20 protein-coding genes are annotated in these 22,405 nt (G+C 49.5%); 6 read left to right on the forward strand and 14 right to left on the reverse strand.

Going from position 1 to position 22,405, the window contains the following annotated elements; translation table 11 throughout:
- From pcoS to pcoA, 6 genes are all read right to left on the reverse strand, one after another.
- The coding region (gene pcoS / locus CKK19_RS22095; RefSeq protein ID WP_225455226.1) for a copper resistance membrane spanning protein PcoS at positions 1 to 1,153 on the reverse strand (1,153 nt) is incomplete at its 3' end.
- The gene (pcoR, locus tag CKK19_RS22100) at positions 1,150 to 1,830 is read right to left on the reverse strand and encodes a copper response regulator transcription factor PcoR (protein WP_045334614.1); all 681 of its coding nucleotides are present in this window, start codon (positions 1,828 to 1,830) and stop codon (positions 1,150 to 1,152) included. The genes pcoS and pcoR, both read right to left, overlap by 4 nt.
- Positions 1,831 to 1,884: 54 nt before the next feature.
- The gene (gene pcoD / locus CKK19_RS22105) at positions 1,885 to 2,763 is read right to left on the reverse strand and encodes a copper resistance inner membrane protein PcoD (protein ID WP_306345924.1); all 879 of its coding nucleotides are present in this window, start codon (positions 2,761 to 2,763) and stop codon (positions 1,885 to 1,887) included.
- A gap of 55 nt (positions 2,764 to 2,818) precedes the next feature.
- Positions 2,819 to 3,199: a copper resistance system metallochaperone PcoC gene (pcoC, locus tag CKK19_RS22110; RefSeq protein WP_045334610.1), complete on the reverse strand. Its 381-nt coding sequence runs from the start codon at positions 3,197 to 3,199 to the stop codon at positions 2,819 to 2,821.
- Between the two features lie 39 nt (positions 3,200 to 3,238).
- Positions 3,239 to 4,129 carry a copper resistance outer membrane transporter PcoB gene (pcoB, locus tag CKK19_RS22115; RefSeq protein ID WP_074171683.1) on the reverse strand — a complete coding sequence of 297 codons (891 nt, stop codon included), beginning with the start codon at positions 4,127 to 4,129 and terminating at the stop codon, positions 3,239 to 3,241.
- A gap of 5 nt (positions 4,130 to 4,134) precedes the next feature.
- Positions 4,135 to 5,952 carry a multicopper oxidase PcoA gene (gene pcoA, locus CKK19_RS22120; RefSeq protein WP_045334605.1) on the reverse strand — a complete coding sequence of 606 codons (1,818 nt, stop codon included), beginning with the start codon at positions 5,950 to 5,952 and terminating at the stop codon, positions 4,135 to 4,137.
- 234 nt (positions 5,953 to 6,186) lie between these two features.
- Between pcoA and CKK19_RS22125 the strand changes: the two genes are divergently transcribed.
- Together CKK19_RS22125 and CKK19_RS22130 are read left to right on the forward strand one after the other, a co-directional pair.
- Entirely contained in the window at positions 6,187 to 6,636 is a 450-nt protein-coding gene (locus CKK19_RS22125; protein ID WP_001023257.1) for a copper resistance protein, read from the forward strand.
- A 288-nt stretch (positions 6,637 to 6,924) separates the two neighbouring features.
- Positions 6,925 to 7,662, forward strand: coding sequence for a peptidoglycan DD-metalloendopeptidase family protein (locus CKK19_RS22130; protein ID WP_000287501.1), 738 nt, complete (start codon positions 6,925 to 6,927; stop codon positions 7,660 to 7,662).
- A 33-nt stretch (positions 7,663 to 7,695) separates the two neighbouring features.
- Here the strand turns inward: CKK19_RS22130 and CKK19_RS22135 are convergent, their stop codons facing one another.
- The 7 genes from CKK19_RS22135 to silC all read right to left on the reverse strand — a co-directional run bounded on the left by CKK19_RS22135 (position 7,696) and on the right by silC (position 17,364).
- Positions 7,696 to 7,893: a DUF2933 domain-containing protein gene (locus tag CKK19_RS22135; protein WP_000843494.1), complete on the reverse strand. Its 198-nt coding sequence runs from the start codon at positions 7,891 to 7,893 to the stop codon at positions 7,696 to 7,698.
- 40 nt (positions 7,894 to 7,933) lie between these two features.
- Positions 7,934 to 10,381 (reverse strand): Ag(+)-translocating P-type ATPase SilP, encoded by a 2,448-nt coding sequence (gene silP / locus CKK19_RS22140; protein WP_049133343.1) that lies wholly within the window; start codon positions 10,379 to 10,381, stop codon positions 7,934 to 7,936.
- 126 nt (positions 10,382 to 10,507) lie between these two features.
- Positions 10,508 to 10,948 carry a DUF411 domain-containing protein gene (locus CKK19_RS22145; RefSeq protein ID WP_000758228.1) on the reverse strand — a complete coding sequence of 147 codons (441 nt, stop codon included), beginning with the start codon at positions 10,946 to 10,948 and terminating at the stop codon, positions 10,508 to 10,510.
- A gap of 86 nt (positions 10,949 to 11,034) precedes the next feature.
- Positions 11,035 to 14,181, reverse strand: coding sequence for a Cu(+)/Ag(+) efflux RND transporter permease subunit SilA (silA, locus tag CKK19_RS22150; RefSeq protein WP_032620969.1), 3,147 nt, complete (start codon positions 14,179 to 14,181; stop codon positions 11,035 to 11,037).
- Between the two features lie 10 nt (positions 14,182 to 14,191).
- Complete coding sequence (gene silB, locus CKK19_RS22155) at positions 14,192 to 15,484, reverse strand: Cu(+)/Ag(+) efflux RND transporter periplasmic adaptor subunit SilB (RefSeq protein ID WP_013087116.1); 1,293 nt, start codon at positions 15,482 to 15,484, stop codon at positions 14,192 to 14,194.
- Between the two features lie 113 nt (positions 15,485 to 15,597).
- Positions 15,598 to 15,951 (reverse strand): Cu(+)/Ag(+) efflux RND transporter periplasmic metallochaperone SilF, encoded by a 354-nt coding sequence (locus CKK19_RS22160; RefSeq protein ID WP_001246152.1) that lies wholly within the window; start codon positions 15,949 to 15,951, stop codon positions 15,598 to 15,600.
- Between the two features lie 27 nt (positions 15,952 to 15,978).
- A complete protein-coding gene (silC, locus tag CKK19_RS22165; protein ID WP_001507116.1) occupies positions 15,979 to 17,364 on the reverse strand; it encodes a Cu(+)/Ag(+) efflux RND transporter outer membrane channel SilC in 1,386 nt (461 codons plus the stop codon).
- 189 nt (positions 17,365 to 17,553) lie between these two features.
- Here silC and silR point away from each other — a divergent pair, with 189 nt between their 5' ends.
- From silR to CKK19_RS22185, 4 genes are all read left to right on the forward strand, one after another.
- Positions 17,554 to 18,234 carry a copper/silver response regulator transcription factor SilR gene (gene silR, locus CKK19_RS22170; protein WP_000697968.1) on the forward strand — a complete coding sequence of 227 codons (681 nt, stop codon included), beginning with the start codon at positions 17,554 to 17,556 and terminating at the stop codon, positions 18,232 to 18,234.
- Entirely contained in the window at positions 18,227 to 19,702 is a 1,476-nt protein-coding gene (gene silS, locus CKK19_RS22175; RefSeq protein ID WP_007374412.1) for a copper/silver sensor histidine kinase SilS, read from the forward strand. Before silR ends, silS begins: the two co-directional genes overlap by 8 nt.
- A 245-nt stretch (positions 19,703 to 19,947) precedes the next feature.
- Complete coding sequence (gene silE, locus CKK19_RS22180; protein WP_007374411.1) at positions 19,948 to 20,379, forward strand: silver-binding protein SilE; 432 nt, start codon at positions 19,948 to 19,950, stop codon at positions 20,377 to 20,379.
- 145 nt (positions 20,380 to 20,524) lie between these two features.
- Positions 20,525 to 20,875, forward strand: a complete 351-nt coding sequence (locus CKK19_RS22185) for a DUF305 domain-containing protein (RefSeq protein ID WP_032752126.1) — start codon at positions 20,525 to 20,527, stop codon at positions 20,873 to 20,875.
- A gap of 407 nt (positions 20,876 to 21,282) precedes the next feature.
- On the opposite strand, the gene CKK19_RS22190 is transcribed toward CKK19_RS22185, so the two are convergent.
- A complete protein-coding gene (locus CKK19_RS22190; RefSeq protein ID WP_007374408.1) occupies positions 21,283 to 22,191 on the reverse strand; it encodes an HNH endonuclease in 909 nt (302 codons plus the stop codon).
- Positions 22,192 to 22,405 lie beyond the last annotated feature (214 nt).

The raw sequence follows: 22,405 nt of genomic DNA on the forward strand, positions 1-22,405 counted from the left end.
GTATCGCTGTACAGGTGTTATCGGGAGAATACTTGATTGCATTGGAAAGCAGGTTACTGAAAGCACGGCGCAGCATATCGCTGTCTCCGGCAACAACGCCCTCTCCTTCAACCGTGATTGTCTTTCCTGTTTCGTCTGCCAGGGGCTCGAATAACTCACGTAATTCATTCAGTTCGGCGGTCAGATCCACATCATGTTTATCCAGCTGCAGCAGACCATGCTCTGAACGTGCCAGAAAAAGCATGTCACTGGTCATTCGAGACAGCCTTTTCAGTTCTTCCAGGTTAGCGAATAAAATTTCGCGATAATGCGAAACATCCCTTTCCTTAGCCAGTGCAAACTGCGTCTGCATCATCAGATTACTGACCGGGGTGCGCAGCTCATGCGCGATGTCAGACGAGAAATCTGACAGTTTCCGGAATGACCCCTCCAGGCGATCGAACATGTTATTGAACTCCTGCATGGTCTCAGAGATTTCCGGCGGAGCCAGATCGGGATTAAGACGCTGATCCAGGCTGTGTACGGTCATGGAGGAAGCCAGACTGGTCATTTCCCGTAACGGTTTCAGACCAATACGTGTGGTCAGCCAGCCCAGAAAAACAGAAATAAAGACCAGACCGATATTGAACCAGAACAGCCAGGTACTGAGCTTATCCATAAACAGGGTGTGATACCCAGTATCCGTGGCAACCGTAATGATGAAATGTTTGCTTTTACCCTGTTCCGGCGTCACGGCAACCCGCCGCGAGATACTGCGGTACACGGTATTATTTTCTTCCGTCTGGATCATATAATCGAGAATATCACCCGATTTATTAAGCAGGATCGCTGGAACAACAGAATTTTTGGCATACAGTTCCACAATTTTTTCATTTTCCATATTTTTTATAGAAATAAATAAGCCATTGTGCCCCACCATCGCATCGTTTATTTTTTCTGATAATGACTTAATATCCGTTTTGTTCCTGAACGTCTCCGTTTTAAGGAATTCTTCGGTGAGCTGAAGTTTACCTGTCAGAAAATCGCGATCCTGATTATCGAAATAGCCATTAAGGGTGCTAATCAGGATAAAACTTGATAACCACCATACCGTAAGCATCACTGCAGAAAAAATCAGGCTCAGGCGTGTGGTCAGGGAAATTTTGAACCTCACTCTTCTCTGATCTCCAGGACATATCCGGCACCGCGAACGGTATGGATCAGTTTTGGCTCAAAGTCATCATCAATTTTACTTCTCAGACGTCTCACGGCGACATCAATCACATTCGTATCACTGTCAAAGTTCATATTCCAGACCAGGGACGAGATAAGACTCCTGGGTAACACTTCTCCGGTGCGTTGCAACAGCAACTCAAGCAGAACGTATTCTTTACCGGTGAGATGGATCTTCTTCCCCGAACGGATCACGGTCCGGCGCACCATATCAACGGTCATATCAGCGATGGTGCAAACCGTGGCTGCCTGCGAGCGTGCGCGGCGCAGCAAGGTTCTTACACGTGCAACCAGCTCCGTAAAATCGAAGGGCTTAATCAGGTAGTCATCTGCACCAAGCTCCAGTCCTTTCACTTTGTCCCGCACGTTGTCCTTTGCGGTTAAAAACAGGACCGGCTCTTCGTGCCCGGACGCCCTCAGGGCACTGATGATTTGCCACCCGTCGAGGTAAGGCAGCATCACGTCCAGTATTATCAAATCATACTGTCCCTTCGACGCGGCCCCGAGACCATCGCGGCCATTATTAAAGAGATCGGCCTGATAGCCTTCCTCAACCAGTCCCTGCTGCAGGTAACGACCTGTTTTTTGTTCGTCTTCAACGATTAAAATACGCTGCATGGTCAACTCGCTGATATGAAAGTAAAAATCTCACGCATGAGCGTTGGCTGTCCCCTAGCTGACCTGAGACGGAGCAAGCATTCCGAGCCACGCTACGGCGCCCAGAATGATAATCGCAACAACGAATTCTGTCAGGATGCTGTTTCGCATCAGGGAAACGCTGCGATCATAATTCCCTTCCCTGACCATAACTTCAAGCCGGGGACCAAGATGAAACCGGTTTGCTGCAGCCAGAAGAAGCATCAGTCCAAACAGAGCCGTCTTGGCAAGTAATATCCCCCCCCATGAGCTGTTGAATAACGGGGTTAAGTTACCTTCAGCAATATACAGATAGTTGACCAGCGCGCTCAGGATCAGGGCCACAACAATCACCGTACCTGCCGTGGCAAATTTTGCTAAGGAGTCAGATATCACAATGACGCTCTGTGCATTATGCGCGTTTCTGCGCATCAGCAGGATAGCAAATGCAACCAGAGCACCTGTCCAGGCACCTGCAGCGCCAAGATGAGTCAGATCGCTCAGTAAATGGAGATAGTAATGCAGACCGTCATGCATGACGGCGTGTCCTCCCCAGGCAAGTGTGGCCAGCGCCACGCCCCCACTCATCGTCATCAGCAGGCAGGACAACACTCTCTTGTTAGTGTAAAGAAACAACGCGCCGAGTGTAGCAAAGAGTGCACAGAGCCTGACAATCCAGCTAATACCCACATCGGTTTCTTCTATAACCATCTCAATAATATGGATGGATAATTCTCTGAAATCAGTTACTCCGCTCATGGCATTAGATACCAGGAGCATATTAATGCCAGTAAGAATGATGCCTGTAACAACAGCAAAGGTTATAAACGACCTGAAATTAGTCAGGTTATAGGTTTCATGTCTGACACCGCTTATTCCGTATATCTGAAAAAATGGCAATCCAAATATTACCATCAAATCAAGATAAAGAAGAAAACGAATAACAATCATAATCAGGTCGTTCATAATATTACTTCACTATAAAGGTGTAATTACCGGTAATAGGGTGCGTATCTGAAGAAACCGCGCGCCAGTCAACACGATAAGTGCCAGCGGGTAAAGGCTCTCGCGGAATAATAACCATCGATTTAGGGTCAGCGCCTGGTGCCACTTTTGCCGCGACCGGCATCGGAGAATGTGATGACATGCCTTTCATACCCGTCATCGTTAATTTTGCACCTGAGAATTTCACGGTCAGATTTTCCGAGAAATTGAGCTGAATCTTTTCCGGGGCCGCTACGGCTGAATCTGCCTGTGGCACAGAGCTTTTTAATTCCGGATGGGCCATGGCAGAAAAAGCGACGCCCATAACCAGGCCACCTGTAATAATGGCTTTATTTAAAATCGACATGTTATTTACCTGTTTAGTTTAGTGTTTTAAGTTAACGTATTAAAACCAGATTCTGGCTCCCGCCAGGAATACTATCTGATGGTCTTTCTCATCCTCTCTTTTCGCCATATCGGACGTTTTCCCGTAAAGCTGATTCCAGGAGACGCCTATATAGGGTGCAAACTCGCGGCGTATTTCATAGCGCAGCCGAAGGCCCAGCTCTGTGTCAGCTAATCCCCTGCCGCGCCCCCGCGATTCATCATCCTGACTGTAGAGATTTACCTCATAGGATGGCTGGAGTATGAGTCGGTTTGTCAGTAAAACGTCGTATTCTCCCCCCAGACGGAGGGCTGCTTTTCCACCATTACTGACAAAACCCGTAATTTCAGACTCAAAATTATAGAGAGCGAGCCCCTGAAAACCGACAGCAGCCCAGGTCCGGGCAGACGCAGGTCTGAAATCCTGCCTGACACCCGCAACCAAATCCCACCAGGGGCCAATCGCATGCCCCCAGAGTAACTGGGCTTCTGCCGTCTCTGTTTTCCCCCCGCTTCGTTCGCCTTCACTCTTTAGCCAAAGCCGGTCTGTATCGCCTCCAATCCAGCTGTTAACACTCCAGCTGAAATTGTTAGTGTTATCCGACCGTTGCCATTCCAGCTGATCCAGCAGAACCAGATAATTAATTGCACTGTCGTGAATCGCATGTCCCTGTAAATTGCCGAATGCAGCCTTCCGGTCGGCATCGGTAACAGGCGGAATTGGCGTTCTGCTCTCAGTTACAATGGGCTCCATTGACGTCATCTCAGTGAAATTCTCATCTGCTGGCATCTGCATGGAAGACATGTCGTGCCCGGCGTGGGGATCTGCAGAGACGGAGCCCGCCGCAATCGAAAGCTGTGAGGTAAACAAACCGGCGACCAGAACAGGTATGGCCTTCAAATTTCTCTTCATTCGCATCATTCCTCCACCCGGACTTCACGAAACATTCCCATTTCCATGTGATAGAGCAAATGGCAGTGATACGCCCAGCGGCCAAGCGCATCTGCTGTCACTCTGTAACTGCGTTTTGTACCAGGGGGAACATCTATTGTGTGTTTACGCACCATGAAATTACCGTTTTCATCTTCCAGATCGCTCCACATCCCATGCAGGTGAATGGGGTGAGTCATCATGGTATCGTTGACCAGCGTGATCCTGAGTCGCTCACCGTATTTCAGCAGCACCGGTGCGGCATCTGAAAACTTGATCCCGTTAAATGACCAGGCAAACTTTTCCATGTGGCCGGTTAAATGCAGTTCTATGGTGCGGCCAGGCTCACGTCCGTCAGGATCCTCAAAGCGGCTTTTCAAATCCGCGTACGTGAGAACCTTTCTTCCGTTATTTCGAAGTCCAATACCCGGATCGTTTAATTTCGGAGAGACGCTCATCGCCTGCATATCAACCAGTGGGTTATCCGTTTCTGACGCAGGATGACTTTGCATACCCGGCATTCCGGCCATCCGGGAATGATCCATACCGGCCATGCTGCTGTGATCCATGGGCGCGGAGGATGTCCCGCTATCCGCAAGGTCAGCACCGTCCATAGACATCATCTCTCCGCTGTTATCCATGCCTCCCATCTGGCTGTGGTCCATTCCTGCCATATCATGTCCCATTCCTCCCATACCCATATCTTCCATGGTCAACAGAGGACGGGGATCGAGGGCGGGAACGGCAGCACTTAACCCCTCTCTCGTGGCCAGTGTCCCCCGGGCGTAACCGGTCCTGTCCATGGATTGTGCGAAGATGGTATAGGCCTCACCCTGAGGCTCCACAATGACATCATAGGTTTCGGCAACGGCAATCCTGAATTCGTCAACGGTAACCGGGTTTACATACTGGCCATCTGCAGCCACGACCGTCATTTTCAGCCCGGGGATACGGATATCGAAATAGGTCATTGCCGAGCCGTTGATAAACCGTAAGCGTATCTTTTCACCGGGACGGAACAGTCCGGTCCAGTTTTTCAGCGGGGCCTGCCCGTTCATGAGATAGGTGTAGGTGTAGCCACTGACATCCGCGAGGTCAGTCGGATTCATTTTCATTTCAGCCCACATTTTCCGATCGGCAATGGTGGCTGACAGCCCCCTGGTATTCACGTCGCGGAAAAAAGAGCCAACGGTTGGTTTATTGAAATTGTAGTAATCCGACTGTTTTTTTAATTTTTTCAGCAGGCTGTGAGGATTTTCATCGGTCCAGTCAGACAACATGACCACATGCTCACGATCGTAAGCAAACGGTTCTGGCTCCCTGGCATCGATGATAATGGCACCGTATACCCCCTCCTGTTCCTGCAGACCGGAATGGCTGTGGTACCAGTAAGTCCCGTTCTGCTTAACCTTAAAGGTGTAAACGTAGGTATCATCAGGCTCTATGCCCATAAAACTCAGCCCCGGAACACCATCCATATTGGCCGGAAGAATAATGCCGTGCCAGTGAATGGACGTCTGTTCATTAAGACGGTTTTTGACCTTCAGGGTAATGGTGTCACCTTCTTTCCAGCGAAGAACGGGCCCCGGCAGGCCTCCATTGATTGTTTTGGCCTGACGCTCACTGCCCGTGATATTGACGGCCGTTTCACCAATGGTCAGGTCAAACTGAGTACCCTGCAGGGATGCGGCAACTGGCAGGCTCAGACTGGAACGCGCATTGAAACTCCATACGCCAAGACTTCCGGCTACGCCAGAGAGGGTTAACCCCTTCAGGAAAGTTCGTCGAGACGTTTTCAACAGCATGCGCATTCCCTTATTTAAAGTATGGTTACTGACAGAATTCGAGAACCGATTTAAATTAAATTACTGGTTCATCCACTTACAATGAAATGAAGCTAGCACACCTTAAGAAACAAATTCATTACAATCGTGTAATGTACATAGCTGTATTACATTTACGTCATCTTCCCCACAGGTTGATTATTTTTATATATGATCATAAGGACATCTTTTATGTACCTCAGAAGGTAATTACACATGAATATATTAATCACGACCACTGCGTTTACAGCTTTATTTTGTGGGGCAGCTTTTGCTCAGTCCAGTGATATTGCCCATGAAGCACATCGATTTGTTAATAATGCCTCAGCCGTCAGTCATGTGAATTCCTCGACGCATGAAAACTTACCGGACAGGGTTAATAAAAACAACACGCCCTCATTCTCTGAAATGAATGAACATGAAAGGGCCATTGTTGCTCATTCATTTATGAACAACAGCGCGTCCTATGCGCATCAGAAAATGATTGAGGAACATAAAAAAATGCTGTCCGGCAGTGATGCAAATTCAAAGACCTCGTCTTCTTCTTTTAACGAACTGAATGCCGGAGAAAAAGCCGCTCTCGTGCATGAGCAGGTCAATAATGCCGGTGCGGAAGCACATCAGACGCAGGCAAGAAAGCTTCGCGGGCTGTATTCGACCAGGTAACTGCAGGCGGGTTAGTGCTTAGCGTCAGGTGCGCAGCAGGGCTTTACTGACGGGTTACGTAGCAGGACATGAGCCCCATATTGCTCTGCCGTAACCTGTTTCAGTCCCGTTAATCATCACCGTCGGGCTGGTCATACAGTTCCCAGAGCTTCAGGAGCAAACGGGAAACAAGATATGTTACAAAAATGACGACCATCAACGGTGCTCCCGATTAACTGACAGATGACACGCCTCCTGAAAACCCCTAGCATACGCCGCAGTGTTCATGCTAACGGCGAATTCCAGTAAATGTATTCTACCGATGTCGTAAAAGAAAATGCCTACCTTTCAGCCACCCGCTCGGGGCTGGAATCGAACGAGATCGCTACTCTTCAGCGCTCCTTGCCTTCCCGGTTTAATCTGCGGCATTTGAAAAAAAATGAATCATTAAAACTCGTACTGCAAAAGAAAGCGGGAAAATCACGTGTCGTGGCCTATAAATTTACGTCCGGTTCATTTAATTACACGGCGTATCGTATATCAGATAAAAAGTTCTATAACCTTTCCGATACTTCCGGGAAAGGCAGTCTCGATTATCCGTTACCGGCCACAGCAAGACTCAGTTCGCCTTTCAATCCTGCAAGACTTAACCCGGTATCGGGAAAAGTGAGTCCCCATAATGGCATTGATTATTCCATGCCCATGAACACGAAAATAGTCAGCGTCATCGACGGAAAAATCACCCGGGCCGAATACAACAGTACCATGGGATATTTTGTTGAAGTAACGGGAAAAGCCGGTGTTAAAACTCGCTATCTCCACCTCAATAAAATACTCGTTACTAAAGGGGCCAGGGTTACACGGGGAGGTGCTATTGCGTTATCCGGTAACAGCGGACGTTCATCCGGTCCTCATCTGCATTACGAGCTGGTCATCAATAACAACCCTGTTAACTCTCTGGCGTTCCGGGCAGCGGCACCCGCTGATAACAAACTCGAACAGCATGCCTTTGCGCATGCCAGAGACTACGAACGATACCTGGACTGATAACGGGACCGCGACGCGGCCCCGTCTGCCGGATTAATTTTTTTTATCGTTTTCACTTCCGTGATGTTGATGATCTCCATGCCCTCCATGGCCGTGGAAAAGATGCATTAGCGGGCAGACCAGCAATAACAGATATGGCCAGTAACCTGCCACATGTGACCAGTGTTCGCGCAGGAGAGCAAATGCCGCGATCGCGGCGACAGCAATAAGCGCATAGGTGGTACTTTTCATACTGGACTCCTTCTGTTCGTAACTGACCCTTCACTCAGTGTTATTTCCCGAGCCTGACACTTTTCAGACGCAACGCATTCACAATGACGCTGACGGAGGAAAGAGCCATGGCCGCCGCCGCAATAACTGGCGACAGCAGTATTCCATACACAGGATAAAGCAGACCTGCAGCCACAGGCACGCCAAGTGCGTTGTAGATAAATGCAAAAAACAGATTCTGACGGATATTTTTCATGGTGATCTCTGACAGATGACGGGCCCTGTTCAGTATCATCAAGTCGCCTTTGAGAAGGGTGACTCCGGCACTTTCAATTGCCACATCTGTACCCGTTCCCATGGCTATACCCACGTCAGCCGCTGCCAGCGCCGGGGCATCATTCACACCGTCTCCGGCCATCGCAACCACATGGCCAGACGCTTTCAGTCGGGTTATCACTGCTTTTTTGCCATCCGGCAGAATTCCGGCTTCAACCTCATCTATTCCCAGTTTCCGTGCGACTGCTTCAGCAGTAAGCTGGTTATCCCCGGTGAGCATAACAATGCGGATCCCCGCCTGACGCAAAGCTTTAAGCGCATCCGGCGTGGTTGTTTTCACGGGATCCGAGATAGCTATCAGGCCTGCAAGGTCCCCGTCTGTGGCCACATAGATAACGGTAGCGCCTTCCATCCGCAACGTATCCGCAACGGCCTTTTGATTATCAATAACGATACTGTTTTCCTGCATAGCCAGTTCATTACCAATAACAACCCGTTGACCTTCGACATCGCCTGAGACACCTTTACCCGACGGTGCATCGAAATGAGTGACTGCGGGTATTGCGATCCCCTTTTCCTGTGCTGCTTTAACTACTGCCATACCCAGCGGATGCTGCGAGCCTTTTTCCACTGCGGCTGTTACACGCAAAAGAGATGTTTCCCCACCCGGATTGAGACTGATAATCCCTGTCACCGTAGGCGAACCTTCCGTGAGCGTGCCTGTTTTGTCGACAACCAGCGTGTCCACTTTTTCAAGACGCTCAAGGGCTTCGGCATTCCTGATTAACACCCCGGCCTGGGCTCCTTTGCCCACCCCCACCATTATCGACATCGGCGTGGCCAGCCCCAGCGCGCAGGGACAGGCAATAATCAGGACCGACACAGCCGCAATGAGACCGTGCGCCATCCTGGGCTCGGGCCCCCAGACAGACCAGATCACGAAAGCAACAACCGCGATAAGTATCACCAGAGGAACAAACCAGCCTGAAACGCTGTCAGCCATTCTCTGGATGGGGGCACGCGAACGCTGTGCATCAGCGACCATCTGAACAATTCGTGAGAGCATTGTTTCATCACCGACTTTCTCTGCACGGATGATGAGACTCCCTGTCTGATTAATGGTCCCCCCGATGACAGGGTCACCCTCCGTTTTGGTAACCGGCATAGATTCCCCGGTCACCATCGATTCATCAACGGTTGTTTTGCCTTCGATCACAATACCGTCGACCGGAATACTCTCTCCTGGTCTGATGCGGAGCTTATCGCCAGGCAGAACATCTTCCGCATTAATATCCGTTTCATGACCGTCATGATCCAGCCGCCTGGCGGTTTTGGGGGCAAGATTCAGTAGTGCAGTAATGGCACCTGAGGTTTGTTCCCGTGCCCGCAGCTCAAGAACCTGTCCCAGCAGAACAAGCACCGTAATAACTGCTGCGGCTTCAAAATAAACGGCCACCAGGCCATCCATGTTTCTGAACGATGCAGGAAACCAGGAGGGGAAGACGGTTGCAATGACGCTGTACACCCAGGCTACGCCGGTGCCCATTGCAACAAGGGTAAACATATTCAGGGAGCGGTTACGTAACGACATTCCGGCCCGGGCGAAGAATGGCCAGCCACACCACAACACGACAGGAGAGGCCAGAAGCAGCTGCAGCCATGTGTTGTACTGTGGCGGTACTGTATTCCTCAAGGCGGGAAACAGATGAGATCCCATTTCGAGTACCAGAACCGGAAACGCCAGCAACAACCCCAGCCAGAAGCGTCTTGTCATGTCGCGAAGTTCATCACTTGGCCCCGTGGATGCCGTAGCTACGAGCGGCTCCAGTGCCATTCCACAGACAGGACAGCTTCCGGGACCACTGCGGCGTATCTCCGGGTGCATCGGACATGTCCACACACCTTCAGAATTCTCTTTCTCCGCCTGGTGGTGAGGCTGTTTTATCTGATCAGGGCTGACTTCGTGATGATCGTGGTGATGGTGATGGGAATGTTCACTGGCATCTTCGGTAAGATAACGATCGGGATGGGCTTTAAATTTACTCTCACAGCTGGCGGAGCAGAAATAAAGTTGATGGTCCTGGTATCGAATGCTGCTGTGCGCCCTGTCGGGCAGGATGTCCATCCCGCACACGGGATCTCTCACCTTATGCAATACGTGGCCCTCGTCCGGGGATAATGTCTGCTCAGAAGCAGTCTGGTTGTTGTGTTGCACTGCATTGTCATTTTTCACAGTAACTCTCCTTATGCATACCGAAGCATCTTCTGTCTTCAGGGTATGTCATGGATGCGATTACCACGAATGCCGCCGGCATAAGAGTGCCTGCTGCCGGCGTCCCGTTATCAGCCGTTCCGCTGACTATTCGATTCGCTGGAAGACTTTTTTACTTCCATCCGGTGAGAATGCGATAACATCGTAAGCCTCTTTTCGGGCTCCCATCTCCATTCCAGGACTTCCTGCTGGCATACCGGGGGTGGCGAGACCGTATATACCTGAACCAGACTGCATTGCCTTATGTATCGTTGTCGCAGGCACATGGCCTTCAATGATCAAATTACCGGCAACCGCGGTATGACAACTTCGCAGTCCTGCAGGAATAGCATGCTTTTCTTTCAGGGCTGACAGCGCCTGATCATTCATGACGTGAGTTCGTACTTCAAACCCGTCTTTTTCCATCGCCTTGCCCCACAGGGAACAACAGCCACAGTTTTCAGATTTGTACATATCAATCACTTTTTCACTCGCCATCGCGGGCAGTGAAAGGCCGAGAGCCAGCGCCATCAGAACCACTTTTTTCATACTCACCTCTGTATATTATCGATTTAAACCCTGACGTCAGGGTGAATCAGTAAAGAAGGACACCCACAGGGGGTGCCCTTTCAGGTTCAGGACACGCTTTTTTTATGTCTGCGCAGCCAGATTAATTTGTAGGCGGCAGGAATAATGAACAGGGACAGCAGCGGAGCCGTGATCATCCCACCAATCATGGGTGCCGCGATACGGCTCATGACTTCTGAACCTGCACCGGTTCCCCAGAGTATTGGCAGCAGACCCGCAATGATCACCGCCACGGTCATGGCTTTCGGCCGGACACGCAGTACGGCACCATGATAGAGGGCTTCATCAAGGCCTTCCGGTGTGAACGTCTCTTTACGGGACAATTCCGGGTGCGCTTCAATGGCATGACGCAGATACATCAGCATGACCACGCCAAACTCTGCTGCCACCCCGGCCAGAGCGATAAACCCCGTTCCGGTTGCGACAGACATATGGAAGCCCTGCCAGTACAGGAACCATATCCCGCCAACCAGGGCGAACGGCAGGCTCATCAGGATCAGCAGGGCTTCATCAACCCGGCGGAATGCCAGATACAACAGGATGAAGATGATCATCACCGTCATCGGCACCATCAGCTTCAGTTTCTTGTTGGCATGCTCAAGCAGTTCAAACTGTCCGGAGAATGACACGCTGGTACCCGGTCTCAGTTTCACTTTCTGACTGATCGCCGTTTTAATGTCATTAACCACCGACACCATATCCCTGCCGCGCGCGTCAATGTAAATCCAGCTGGCTGGACGGGCATTTTCCGTTTTCAGCATAGTCGGCCCGGAAACGACCTTAATATCCGCAACATCGCCCAGCGTGATCTGCTGCTTCATCGGGGTCAGGATCGGCATCTGTTTCAGGGCCTGCGGGCTGTTCCGGTAATCCTGCGGATAGCGGATATTAATCGGGTACCGGGCCACGCCTTCAACCGTCTCACCCACCATAGCCCCACCGATGGCTGATGAGATGAACAGCTGCACATCGCCCACCGTCATTCCGTAGCGGGAGGCTTTTTCCCGGTTGATATCCACATCAATGTAGCGCCCGCCTTCCAGTCGCTCTGCGAGAGCAGACACTACGCCGGGTACGGTTTTGGCGACCGCTTCGATACTCTGCGCCGTTGCATCGATATCGGACAGAACCGTTCCGGACACCTTGATACCTATCGGGCTTTTGATCCCGGTTGAGAGCATATCAATACGGTTACGGATTGGCGGCACCCAGAGGTTTGCCAGCCCCGGTAAACGGACGGTCCTGTCGAGTTCTTCAATAATCTTGTCAATCGTCATGCCTGGACGCCACTGATCCTCAGGTTTGAGCTGGATCGTGGTTTCAACCATTTCGAGCGGTGCGGAATCCGTGGCGGTCTCTGCTTTACCGGTCTTGCCAAATACAGAGGCCACTTCAGGAACGCTTTTGATTAACTTGTCCGTCGTCTGCAGGAGCGCTGCAGCTTCAGCCGGAGAGACACCCGGCAGGGTCGACGGCATATACAACAGGTCGCCCTCGTTAATCTTCGGCAGAAACTCACCGCCCACCTGGCTCAGCGGCCAGATAACGGTGAAAATGGACAAGGCCGCAACCAGCAGGGTTGTTTTTGGCCAGTGGAGAACCCGCAACAGCAATGGATGATACGCTTTGATCAGTACCCGGTTCAGGGGGTTACTGGTCTCTGCAGGAATTTTCCCCCGGATCCAGAATCCCATCAGAATCGGAATGACGATGATGGCCAGCGCGGCCGCGCCCGCCATGGAGTACGTTTTCGTGAATGCCAGCGGGCCAAACAGACGTCCTTCCTGACCTTCCAGGGTAAAGATAGGAATAAAGGACAGGGTGATGATCAGCAGGCTGATAAACAGTGCGGGTCCCACTTCAACGGAGGCATCGGTAATCACCTTCCAGCGGGTGGCGTTGTCAATCTGCTCACCAGGATGCTGATGATCCCACTCCTCAAGCCGCTTATGCGCATTCTCAATCATCACAATGGCGGCATCCACCATCGCACCGACGGCAATCGCTATCCCTCCCAGCGACATGATATTGGCGTTCAGTCCCTGGAAGTGCATGACGATAAAGGCGATACACAGACCAAGCGGCAGAGAGATAATCGCCACCAGGGCAGAACGTACGTGCCACAGGAACAGGGCACAGACGATGGCCACCACGATAAACTCTTCCAGAAGTTTGGAACTGAGGTTATCAATCGCCCGGTCGATGAGCTGGCTGCGATCGTAGGTGGTCACGATTTCAACGCCTTCCGGCAGGCTGGCCTTCAGCGTCTCAAGTTTATCCCTCACTGCCGTGATAACGTCGCGTGCATTTTTACCCGACCGCAGGATCACCACGCCGCCAGCGACTTCGCCCTGGCCGTTCAGCTCGGCAATACCACGCCGCATTTCAGGCCCGGTCTGCACGCGGGCAACATCCCGCAGATAAACCGGCACGCCGTTCTCGCCTGTTTTCAGGACGATGTTATTAAAATCATCAATGCTCTGAAGATAACCGCTGGCACGGACCATATACTCAGCTTCGGCCATTTCAACGGATGAGCCACCGGCCTCCTGGTTAGACGATTCAAGGGCCTGTTTCACTTCGGGCAGGCTGATACCATACTGAGACAGTTTTACCGGATTGACCTGAATCTGGTACTGTTTCACCACGCCGCCAACCGAAGCGACCTCAGCCACGTTCGGGATGGTTTTCAGCTCAAATTTCAGGAACCAGTCCTGCAGAGAACGCAGTTCTGAAAGGTCGTGTTTTCCGCTGCGATCGACAAGGGCATATTCAAATATCCAGCCCACCCCCGTGGCGTCCGGACCGATTTCAGAACTCACACCGGCGGGCAGTTTTCCCTGTACCTGGTTCAGGTACTCCAGCACGCGGGAACGGGCCCAGTACAGATCGGTGCCGTCTTCAAAAATGACATACACATACGAATCACCGAACTGTGAAAAACCACGCACGGTTTTTGCGCCAGGCACGGACAGCATGGTGGTGGTAAGTGGATAGGTGACCTGGTTTTCTACAATCTGCGGGGCCTGGCCGGGATAGCTGGTTTTGATAATGACCTGCACATCTGACAGGTCAGGCAAGGCATCGACAGGCGTGTTAATAATCGTCCATGTGCCCCAGATGCTGAGAAACAGGGCCCCCATCATGACCAGGAAACGGTTGGCGACAGAGCGCCGGATAATCCATTCAATCATCGTCGTCTCCTCAGTGCCCTGAATGCATATTTACAGGCTGGTCAGACATTGCTGGCATACTGCTTTCTGTTTTTTCAGGGTGGCGCATACGTTCCAGTGCGCCCGTAATATTGGCTTCAGAGTCAATGAGGAACAGGCCACTGACCACCACGGTATCGCCTTCATTCAGGCCGGAGCCGATGCCGGACTGTTGCTGTGACTCATGCAGAACGTGGATCTGTTTCGGCACAAACTTGCCTTCATCATCAACAGTAATCACGCGCTGTTCTTTGCCGGTATCGATAACGGCCTGGCTTGGTATCAGCAGCATCTCCTGGCTCCTGGTATTCAGTTTCAGATAGGCATTCATGCCCGGCTTGAGAAACTCATCCTTATTAGAAACCTGGAGACGGACCTGAAGCGTACGGGTTGTCTGATCCACGCTGGGAAGAATGTTCCATTTTTCGACATGGAATGTTTTATCCGGATAAGCCGGTACCGAAATTTCAAACTGCGACGTATCTTTCAGCAGATAGGCGATAGATTCTGGCACTGCAGCGCTGATCCAGACCGGGTCCATTCCCTGAATCTGAGCCACCACCTTATCTTTCGAAATATTCATGCCGGTGCGCAGGTCAAATGCAGTAATGACGCCATCAATAGGTGCTTTAATGGTAAAACGGGTCTGGATGGTGCGGGTTGTACGCAGCCTTTGAATATCCTCTTCCGGCATACCAGCCAGACGAAGTCGCTCCAGAACCCCTTTTATCTGGGTTGGCGTACCGCCTGTACCGGATAACAGCAGGAACTCACTTTGTGCCTCAACCCATTCAGGAATGGTGATATCGATAAGCGGCGTGCCTTTCTTCACATGATCGCCAATCGTCAGGGGATACACTTTTTCGACGAAACCGTCAGAACGCGCCTGCACAATGACAAACTGATACTCGTTGTAACTGACATTAGCCGGGATTGTCTGAGAATAATTCAGCATTCCTCGCGTGACTTTTTGCGTTTTTAATCCCAGATTCTGAACCTGGGTTGGGTCGATACGGATCCCGCCACTGCTTTTATCGCCACTTTCATCAGCATATTTTGGCACCAGGTCCATATCCATAAAGGGCGATTTTCCGGGTTTATCAAATTTGGTATCCGGTTTCATCGGGTCATACCAGAAAAGTACCTTTTTCTCCGGTGCCTTTTGTTCTGTTTGTACTGTTTTTTGTGATGAGTTTACATACTGCCAGGCAGTAACCGATATCAGCCCTCCTGCTATGAGGCTGCTGATAATTATTGCAGCATATTTTATCTTTAAAGAAGCCATACAATTTCTCGCTGAAAAATCAAAACACCTGGCATATGCGCCCGATCATTCATTCACAGTAATCCCTTAATGAATGTTCAGGCGCACTGGATGTATTCGCTCCGGACTGTTAATCAGGATTGCGTCACGTTAATGCTTTTGAGTAAGGAGATATTGCCCTGCTGAATAAACGAGAAATCGACATGGTTGCCGGTTTTCAGGGCATTGATAGCGTCGTCTGCATTAACAAAAGTGAAGCGCATGGTCATTGCAGGCCAGCCCACCGCCGGGATTGCTTCGTGCGAAATGGTGATTTTTTTACTATTCATATCAATGTCTTTAACGATACCGGTGCCCTTGATAACCTGCTGTACCGAAGCATCACTGGCAGCATTCATATCGCCATGCTGATGTGTTTCAGCATGAAGACCGGCAGAAAACATGACAGAGAAGGCACCAAATAAAACGGCTTTAAGTGAATTACGCATTTTAATTTCCTGATTAATTGAATAAATTTACTCTACCCAACCGCCACCCAGCGCGGTAAACAGATTAATTTCGTTAACCTGTCGGGAATAGGTAAGATCGAGAATGGTTTGCTGCGTCGCGAAGAGGGAACGTTCTGCATCCAGCACTTCGATGTAACTGACAGCACCACTTGCATACAATCCTCTGGCACGCTGTAGAGTTATCTGAAGTGAATCAAGATAACGCTGCTGTGACTCAAGTTGCTGGCTAAGGCTGTCGCGCAGCGCAAGCGTGTCGGAAACATCCTTAAAGGCTGACTGAATTTTTTGTTCGTAATTAACCACGGACTGTTGCTGGCGAATTTCAGCCAGCTTCAGATTGGCTTTGTTCCTGCCAGCATTAAATATAGGAATTTCAATTTTAGGAATAAAATTCCACATTCCACTTCCTGACGTAAAGAGGCTGGACAGCTCCGTACTGCTTGAGGAGAGACCACTGGTCAGGGTAATGGACGGGAAAAAAGCCGCTCGCGCTGCGCCAATATTGGCATCAGCCGCTTTCAGCTGATATTCCGCTTCCATAATATCCGGACGCTGCAGCAATATTTGTGACGACAGATTTGGTGGCAATTTTACTGGTGCGATCTCCCCACCTTTAATCCCTTTTTCTGACGGAACTGCGCGGTACGTTCCCAGCACCAGTTGCAGGGCATTGTTTGCCTGAGCCAGATCGCCTTCTCGTTTGGCTATTTCGGCGCGGGTACTTTCGATTTGCCCCCTGGCTTGTTCAAGCGCCAGAACGTTCGTACTCCCGGTCACCAGTTGTTGCTCAACGAATGCATAAGACTGTTCATAATTTTTCAGCGTTTCCCGCGCAATACGGAGTTGTTCGTACGCCAGTTGCTGGCTGAAATAGCTCTGTGAAACGTTGGAGACCAGCAGGATGTGTACGGCACGACGGGCTTCTTCGCTGGCAAAGTAGTTCTGGCGATCAGCCTCACTCATGTTCTTAAGTTTGCCAAAAAAATCGAGCTCATAGCTGAGCTCCAGACCCGCGTCGTACTCCTGTGTGGTCGGCTTGTCACCTTTCAGACCACCGTTGTATGTGATCCCGGATGAGGCATTCAGTTGGGGATAACGATCTGCATCCGTGACGTTGAACTGGGCCCGGGCCTCTTCAACCTTCAGGGCAGCCATTCTCAAATCACGGTTATTATTCAGGGCTTCACCGATCAGCCTGCTGACCTGGGGATCGACAAAAAAGTTTCGCCAGCCCGTATCCTGATAGCTGTTTACCGCAGGCGTCAGACTGTTTTTAGACAATGAAAACTGCTGGGGAACCGGAGCTGGCGGACGCTGATATTCAGGTGCCAGAGAAACACAACCAGCCAGGATGAATATGGTACTGATGCTGAGTAATTTTAATTTGAACATAACGCTTCTCGTACAGGCAGACCTGGTAAATGGTTCAAACGAAGTCCAGAGTATTGATAGGGGTACTTTACCTAACGCTCTCTGTTTGCCGGGTGACAGGATAATGACAATGTTGTCATTTTTGCTGTAATCCGTTGATAACGATCGTGGGCGCAATAGAATGACATTAGCAGCCAGCCGGGGAGCAAGATGAAAATATTGATCGTCGAAGACGAAATTAAAACAGGTGAATATCTCAGCAAAGGGCTTACAGAGGCAGGGTTCGTAGTGGATCACGCTGATAATGGTCTTACCGGATATCATCTCGCCATGACAGCCGAGTATGATTTAGTCATTCTGGATATCATGCTACCTGATGTGAACGGCTGGGATATCATCCGCATGCTGCGCACTGCCGGAAAGGGTATGCCGGTCTTACTGCTGACAGCCCTCGGCACGATCGAACATAGGGTCAAAGGACTGGAACTGGGTGCGGACGATTATCTGGTTAAACCCTTTGCGTTTGCCGAACTGCTCGCCCGGGTGAGAACCCTTCTGAGGCGGGGAAACACGATGATCACGGAAAGCCAGTTTAAGGTGGCTGACCTCTCGATTGATCTCGTATCCAGAAAAGTCAGTCGCGCCGGAAACCGCATTGTGCTCACCAGTAAAGAGTTCAGCCTGCTGGAATTCTTCATTCGCCATCAGGGAGAGGTTCTTCCCCGCTCCCTGATTGCCTCTCAGGTCTGGGACATGAATTTTGACAGCGACACTAATGCGATCGATGTCGCAGTAAAGCGACTCCGCGCTAAAATAGACAACGATTACGAGACAAAGCTGATCCAGACAGTCCGGGGCGTGGGCTACATGCTGGAGGTCCCGGATGCATAGCAAACCTTCCAGACGCCCTTTCTCACTCGCTCTGCGGCTGACCTTTTTTATCAGCCTGTCCACGATACTGGCTTTTATCGCCTTCACCTGGTTTATGCTGCATTCTGTTGAAAATCATTTTGCCGAGCAGGATGTCAGCGATCTTCAACAAATCAGCACCACACTGAACCGTATACTGCAGTCCCCGGTGGATCCGGATGATAAAAAAATAAGCAAAATAAAGGAATCAATTGCCAGCTACCGCAACGTTGCCCTTTTGCTCCTCAATCCCAGGGGTGAAGTGCTCTTTAGCTCAGCTCAGGGGGCGGCACTACGCCCGGCAGTGAATTCAGCAGATTTTAGCGAGCACAGCCGCGCACGGGATGTCTTTCTCTGGACGGTGGAGGATCCTGCGGGACCGATGGATACCGGGTCCGAAATGAAGATGGAAACATACAGGATTATCGCCTCCTCTGGTCAGGCGATATTTCAGGGCAAACAGCAGAACTATGTCATGCTGACTGGCCTATCCATTAATTTCCATCTCCATTACCTCGATGCGCTGAAAAAGAACCTGATTGCGATTGCCGTCGTGATAAGCCTGTTGATTGTTCTGATCATTCGAATCGCTGTCCGTCAGGGGCACCTGCCCCTTCGTAATGTCAGCAATGCCATTAAAAACATCACCTCCGAGAATCTTGATGCGCGACTGGAACCGACACGCGTTCCCATTGAGCTGGAGCAACTGGTTATCTCGTTCAATCATATGATTGGAAAGATTGAGGATGTCTTTACCCGCCAGGCCAATTTCTCTGCCGATATCGCGCATGAGATCAGAACGCCCATCACCAATCTGGTGACGCAGACTGAAATCGCACTGAGTCAGGATCGAACACAGAGGGAACTTGAGGATGTCCTCTATTCCAGTCTTGAAGAGTATAACCGGATGACCAAAATGGTCAGCGATATGCTGTTCCTGGCACAGGCAGATAATAATCAGCTGATACCTGACAGGGTCATGTTTGACCTCAGAGCGGAAGTCATGAAAGTCTTCGAGTTTTTCGAAGCCTGGGCCGAAGAACGCAATATCACGCTCAAATTTAACGGGATGCCCTGCCTGGTTGAGGGAGATCCACAAATGTTCAGAAGGGCGATCAATAATCTGTTATCCAATGCCCTGCGTTATACCCCGGAGGGACAGGCAATCACCGTCTCAATAAGAGAGCAGGAGAGCTTTTTTGACCTTGTGATTGAAAATCCGGGGAAACCAATCCCTGAAGAGCATTTATCAAGGCTGTTTGACCGTTTTTATCGGGTAGATCCGTCCAGACAACGAAAAGGAGAAGGCAGCGGCATCGGCCTTGCGATTGTGAAGTCCATCGTGGAAGCACATCACGGAAGAGTGCAGGTGGAATCGGACGTACGTTCAACTCGTTTTATCCTATCCGTGCCCAGACTGGAGAAAATGATTCCGGAAACCCAGTACTGAGAATAAAGATTTAAATGACAAAGATGTCATTAGCCTGTCATGCAGCAAACAGAAGCCATTCGATATAATTAGTGCAACTTATCAGGAAGGCATTATTACTTCATCCATACACGGCATCAGCACAAGCCAGGAGTTGTATTAAAGCCTCATCCTGGCGGAATAAGGTCTGTAGAGTTGTCAGTTGTACTACTGAGGACACAGATCGAAATTCACGGACATCACTAATTCAGAAATGGAGAGTTACCATGAAAAATATCGTCTTAGCATCAGTGTTAGGTTTGAGCTTAATTTCTACGGCCTGGGCCACTGAAACTGTAAATATCCATGAGCGTGTCAATAATGCTCAGGCTCCGGCCCATCAGATGCAGTCTTCTTCAACTCCAGCCGCCATCCAGGGGGCAGCTCCACGGATGGCCGGTATGGATCAGCATGAACAGGCTATTATTGTTCATGAAACCATGAACAATGGTTCAGCAGATGCACATAAAAAAATGGCGGAAAGTCATCAGAAGATGATGGGAACTGGCACCGTTAACGCTTCCCGTCCGGCGACTTCGTTTGCGGCGATGAATGAACATGAAAGAGCAGCTGTTGCCCATGAATTTACGAATAACGGTCAGTCCGGCCCCCATCAGGCTATGGCTGATGCACACCGCCGCATGATCAATGCGGGCTGATGACAACTGAAGTTTCCGTGCGGTTACCCTTTCCTTGATAGATTGTCCCTTATACGGATATGTTGTTATTTTTTGCCCCCTTCAGGGGGCTTTTTTGTCTGACTCAGCTAAACTTATCCGGTAACCATCTGAAAGGGTTTATTATATGAAAATCACAAATTCGCTTTTTGTTATACTGATGTTATCCCTGCCAGCGATTTCCGCAGAACATTCAGAAATGAAAATGTCAGATATATCCTCATCGGCATCGTCACAGGAATATATGTCCGGCATGAAAGGTATGCATGACAAAATGATGGCCGCTGTAAAAGAGTCCGATCCCGACAAGGCTTTTGCGAAAGGCATGGTAGCACACCATGAAGGGGCAATAGCAATGGCTGAGACCGAGCTAAAATACGGAAAAGATCCGGAAATGAGAAAGCTCGCGCAGGACATCATTAAAGCTCAAAAAGGTGAAATTGAGCAGATGAATACATGGCTTGGTAATCAAAAATAATGATTGCGGAAATAATATATTGCGCGTACAGTCAGAGTGTTCCCGGGCACGGGAACCTGTTAATCGTTAATTAATCAAAACCCGATTCATTTCGGGTTTTTCCTTTTACCCCCCCCAACGCATGCACTGCACCGAGTGAAATTCACCTGAGCCAATTCTGCTTGCTTATTATTTCGATGGGAATTGCTGATTTTAATTAAGTCTATGTTTTAAAGGTGTTTCTCATGCCTGGGTTTGGCAGGGGTTCGTCCTGTTCTCTGGTCATGCGCAATGGCAATTCGCAGTCAGGGCTCAAGACTACTTTTACCTCTTTTTTAACAGAAAGTTTCTGGACCCGATACTTGCCGGAAACATCATCTGCTGTTCATCCCGACCAATAAAACGAAGGTATCACTCTCGTTTGAATCTCACTTACTTTCCATTTTGTAATAAAGAATCAAGTTTTCCAGTGATATATCAATACCAACTTTTTTTAATAACCTTTTTCGCGCAGTGTATATTTCTTTCAGCATATCTTCATAACCCTGACCAAGGTGAATTTGTTTATGGCAATTGCAACACAGAGATATGATATTTTCTTCAACATCAAGAGATGTGTCAAAAGCATCTTGCCTGGACATAGGTACAATGTGATGAGGTTCTGTGTAATTTAAGGATGAATTTCGCCTTCTGAATGTTGGGTGGTCACTATCGACTTCACATCTGTAACCTGCTTTATTCAGCGCATTTTGGGATACGCCTTTACTCCTGGGATACGAGAGGCCATTTTTTACTTCTATTGCATTTTTCTTTGGTTTGGCTTCCCCTGTATATTCAAACGTCTGAACGTTGTCAAAGATATTACTTTTCTCTATGGCATTGATCAACTCATCGTCAGAGTAATACTCACTGCTGGCCATTTCTGTTGTACCAAAAAAATCCAGTTCGTTAATTGCCTGAACAAGTTCCTCACGAATTGTCCATAAGTTTCTTTTGGGTTTTCCGCCGATTTCTTTACTCTTCATTACGGTAATGAATTTTGTACCGGATGCGATATTTCCGACACCTTTAACCTCGAATCTACCAAGTTCTTTTTGAACTCTGCCACCCAGTCCGTTTATGACTCCATTAGCACTCATGCTGTGCAGGTCGTACTTCTTACCAATATCGAAGCATGTGCAGGAATGATTTGGCTCAATAAACCATTTTTTTAACGCTGCAATACTTTTTGTGTCAAAAACTTTATCATTTGTTAATAAAGTTTTCCATTCTTCCACACTGATATCAATGTCACAGACATACTCTCCATCAATCACTTCGCATATTTTTTTAATCACATTCATTCCCCTGTTATACAGATAGTCATAATGAAAATATAAAGCTCGCTAACCGGTATGGTTGCGTAAGGACCGTAGTCTCTCAGAGACCGTGCTTTCTTTTTTTTCAGGCCTGGACACTAAAGGGTCTGTTGCACCCCGAAAAAATTTGTTGCGGGGATTGCTCATTGAGATGAGCCTCTGCTCGATCATACCAGGGGTCGTCTCAGAATTC

Source organism: Enterobacter sp. CCUG 70166, assembly GCF_020224095.1.
GTDB lineage: Bacteria > Pseudomonadota > Gammaproteobacteria > Enterobacterales > Enterobacteriaceae > Enterobacter > Enterobacter intestinihominis.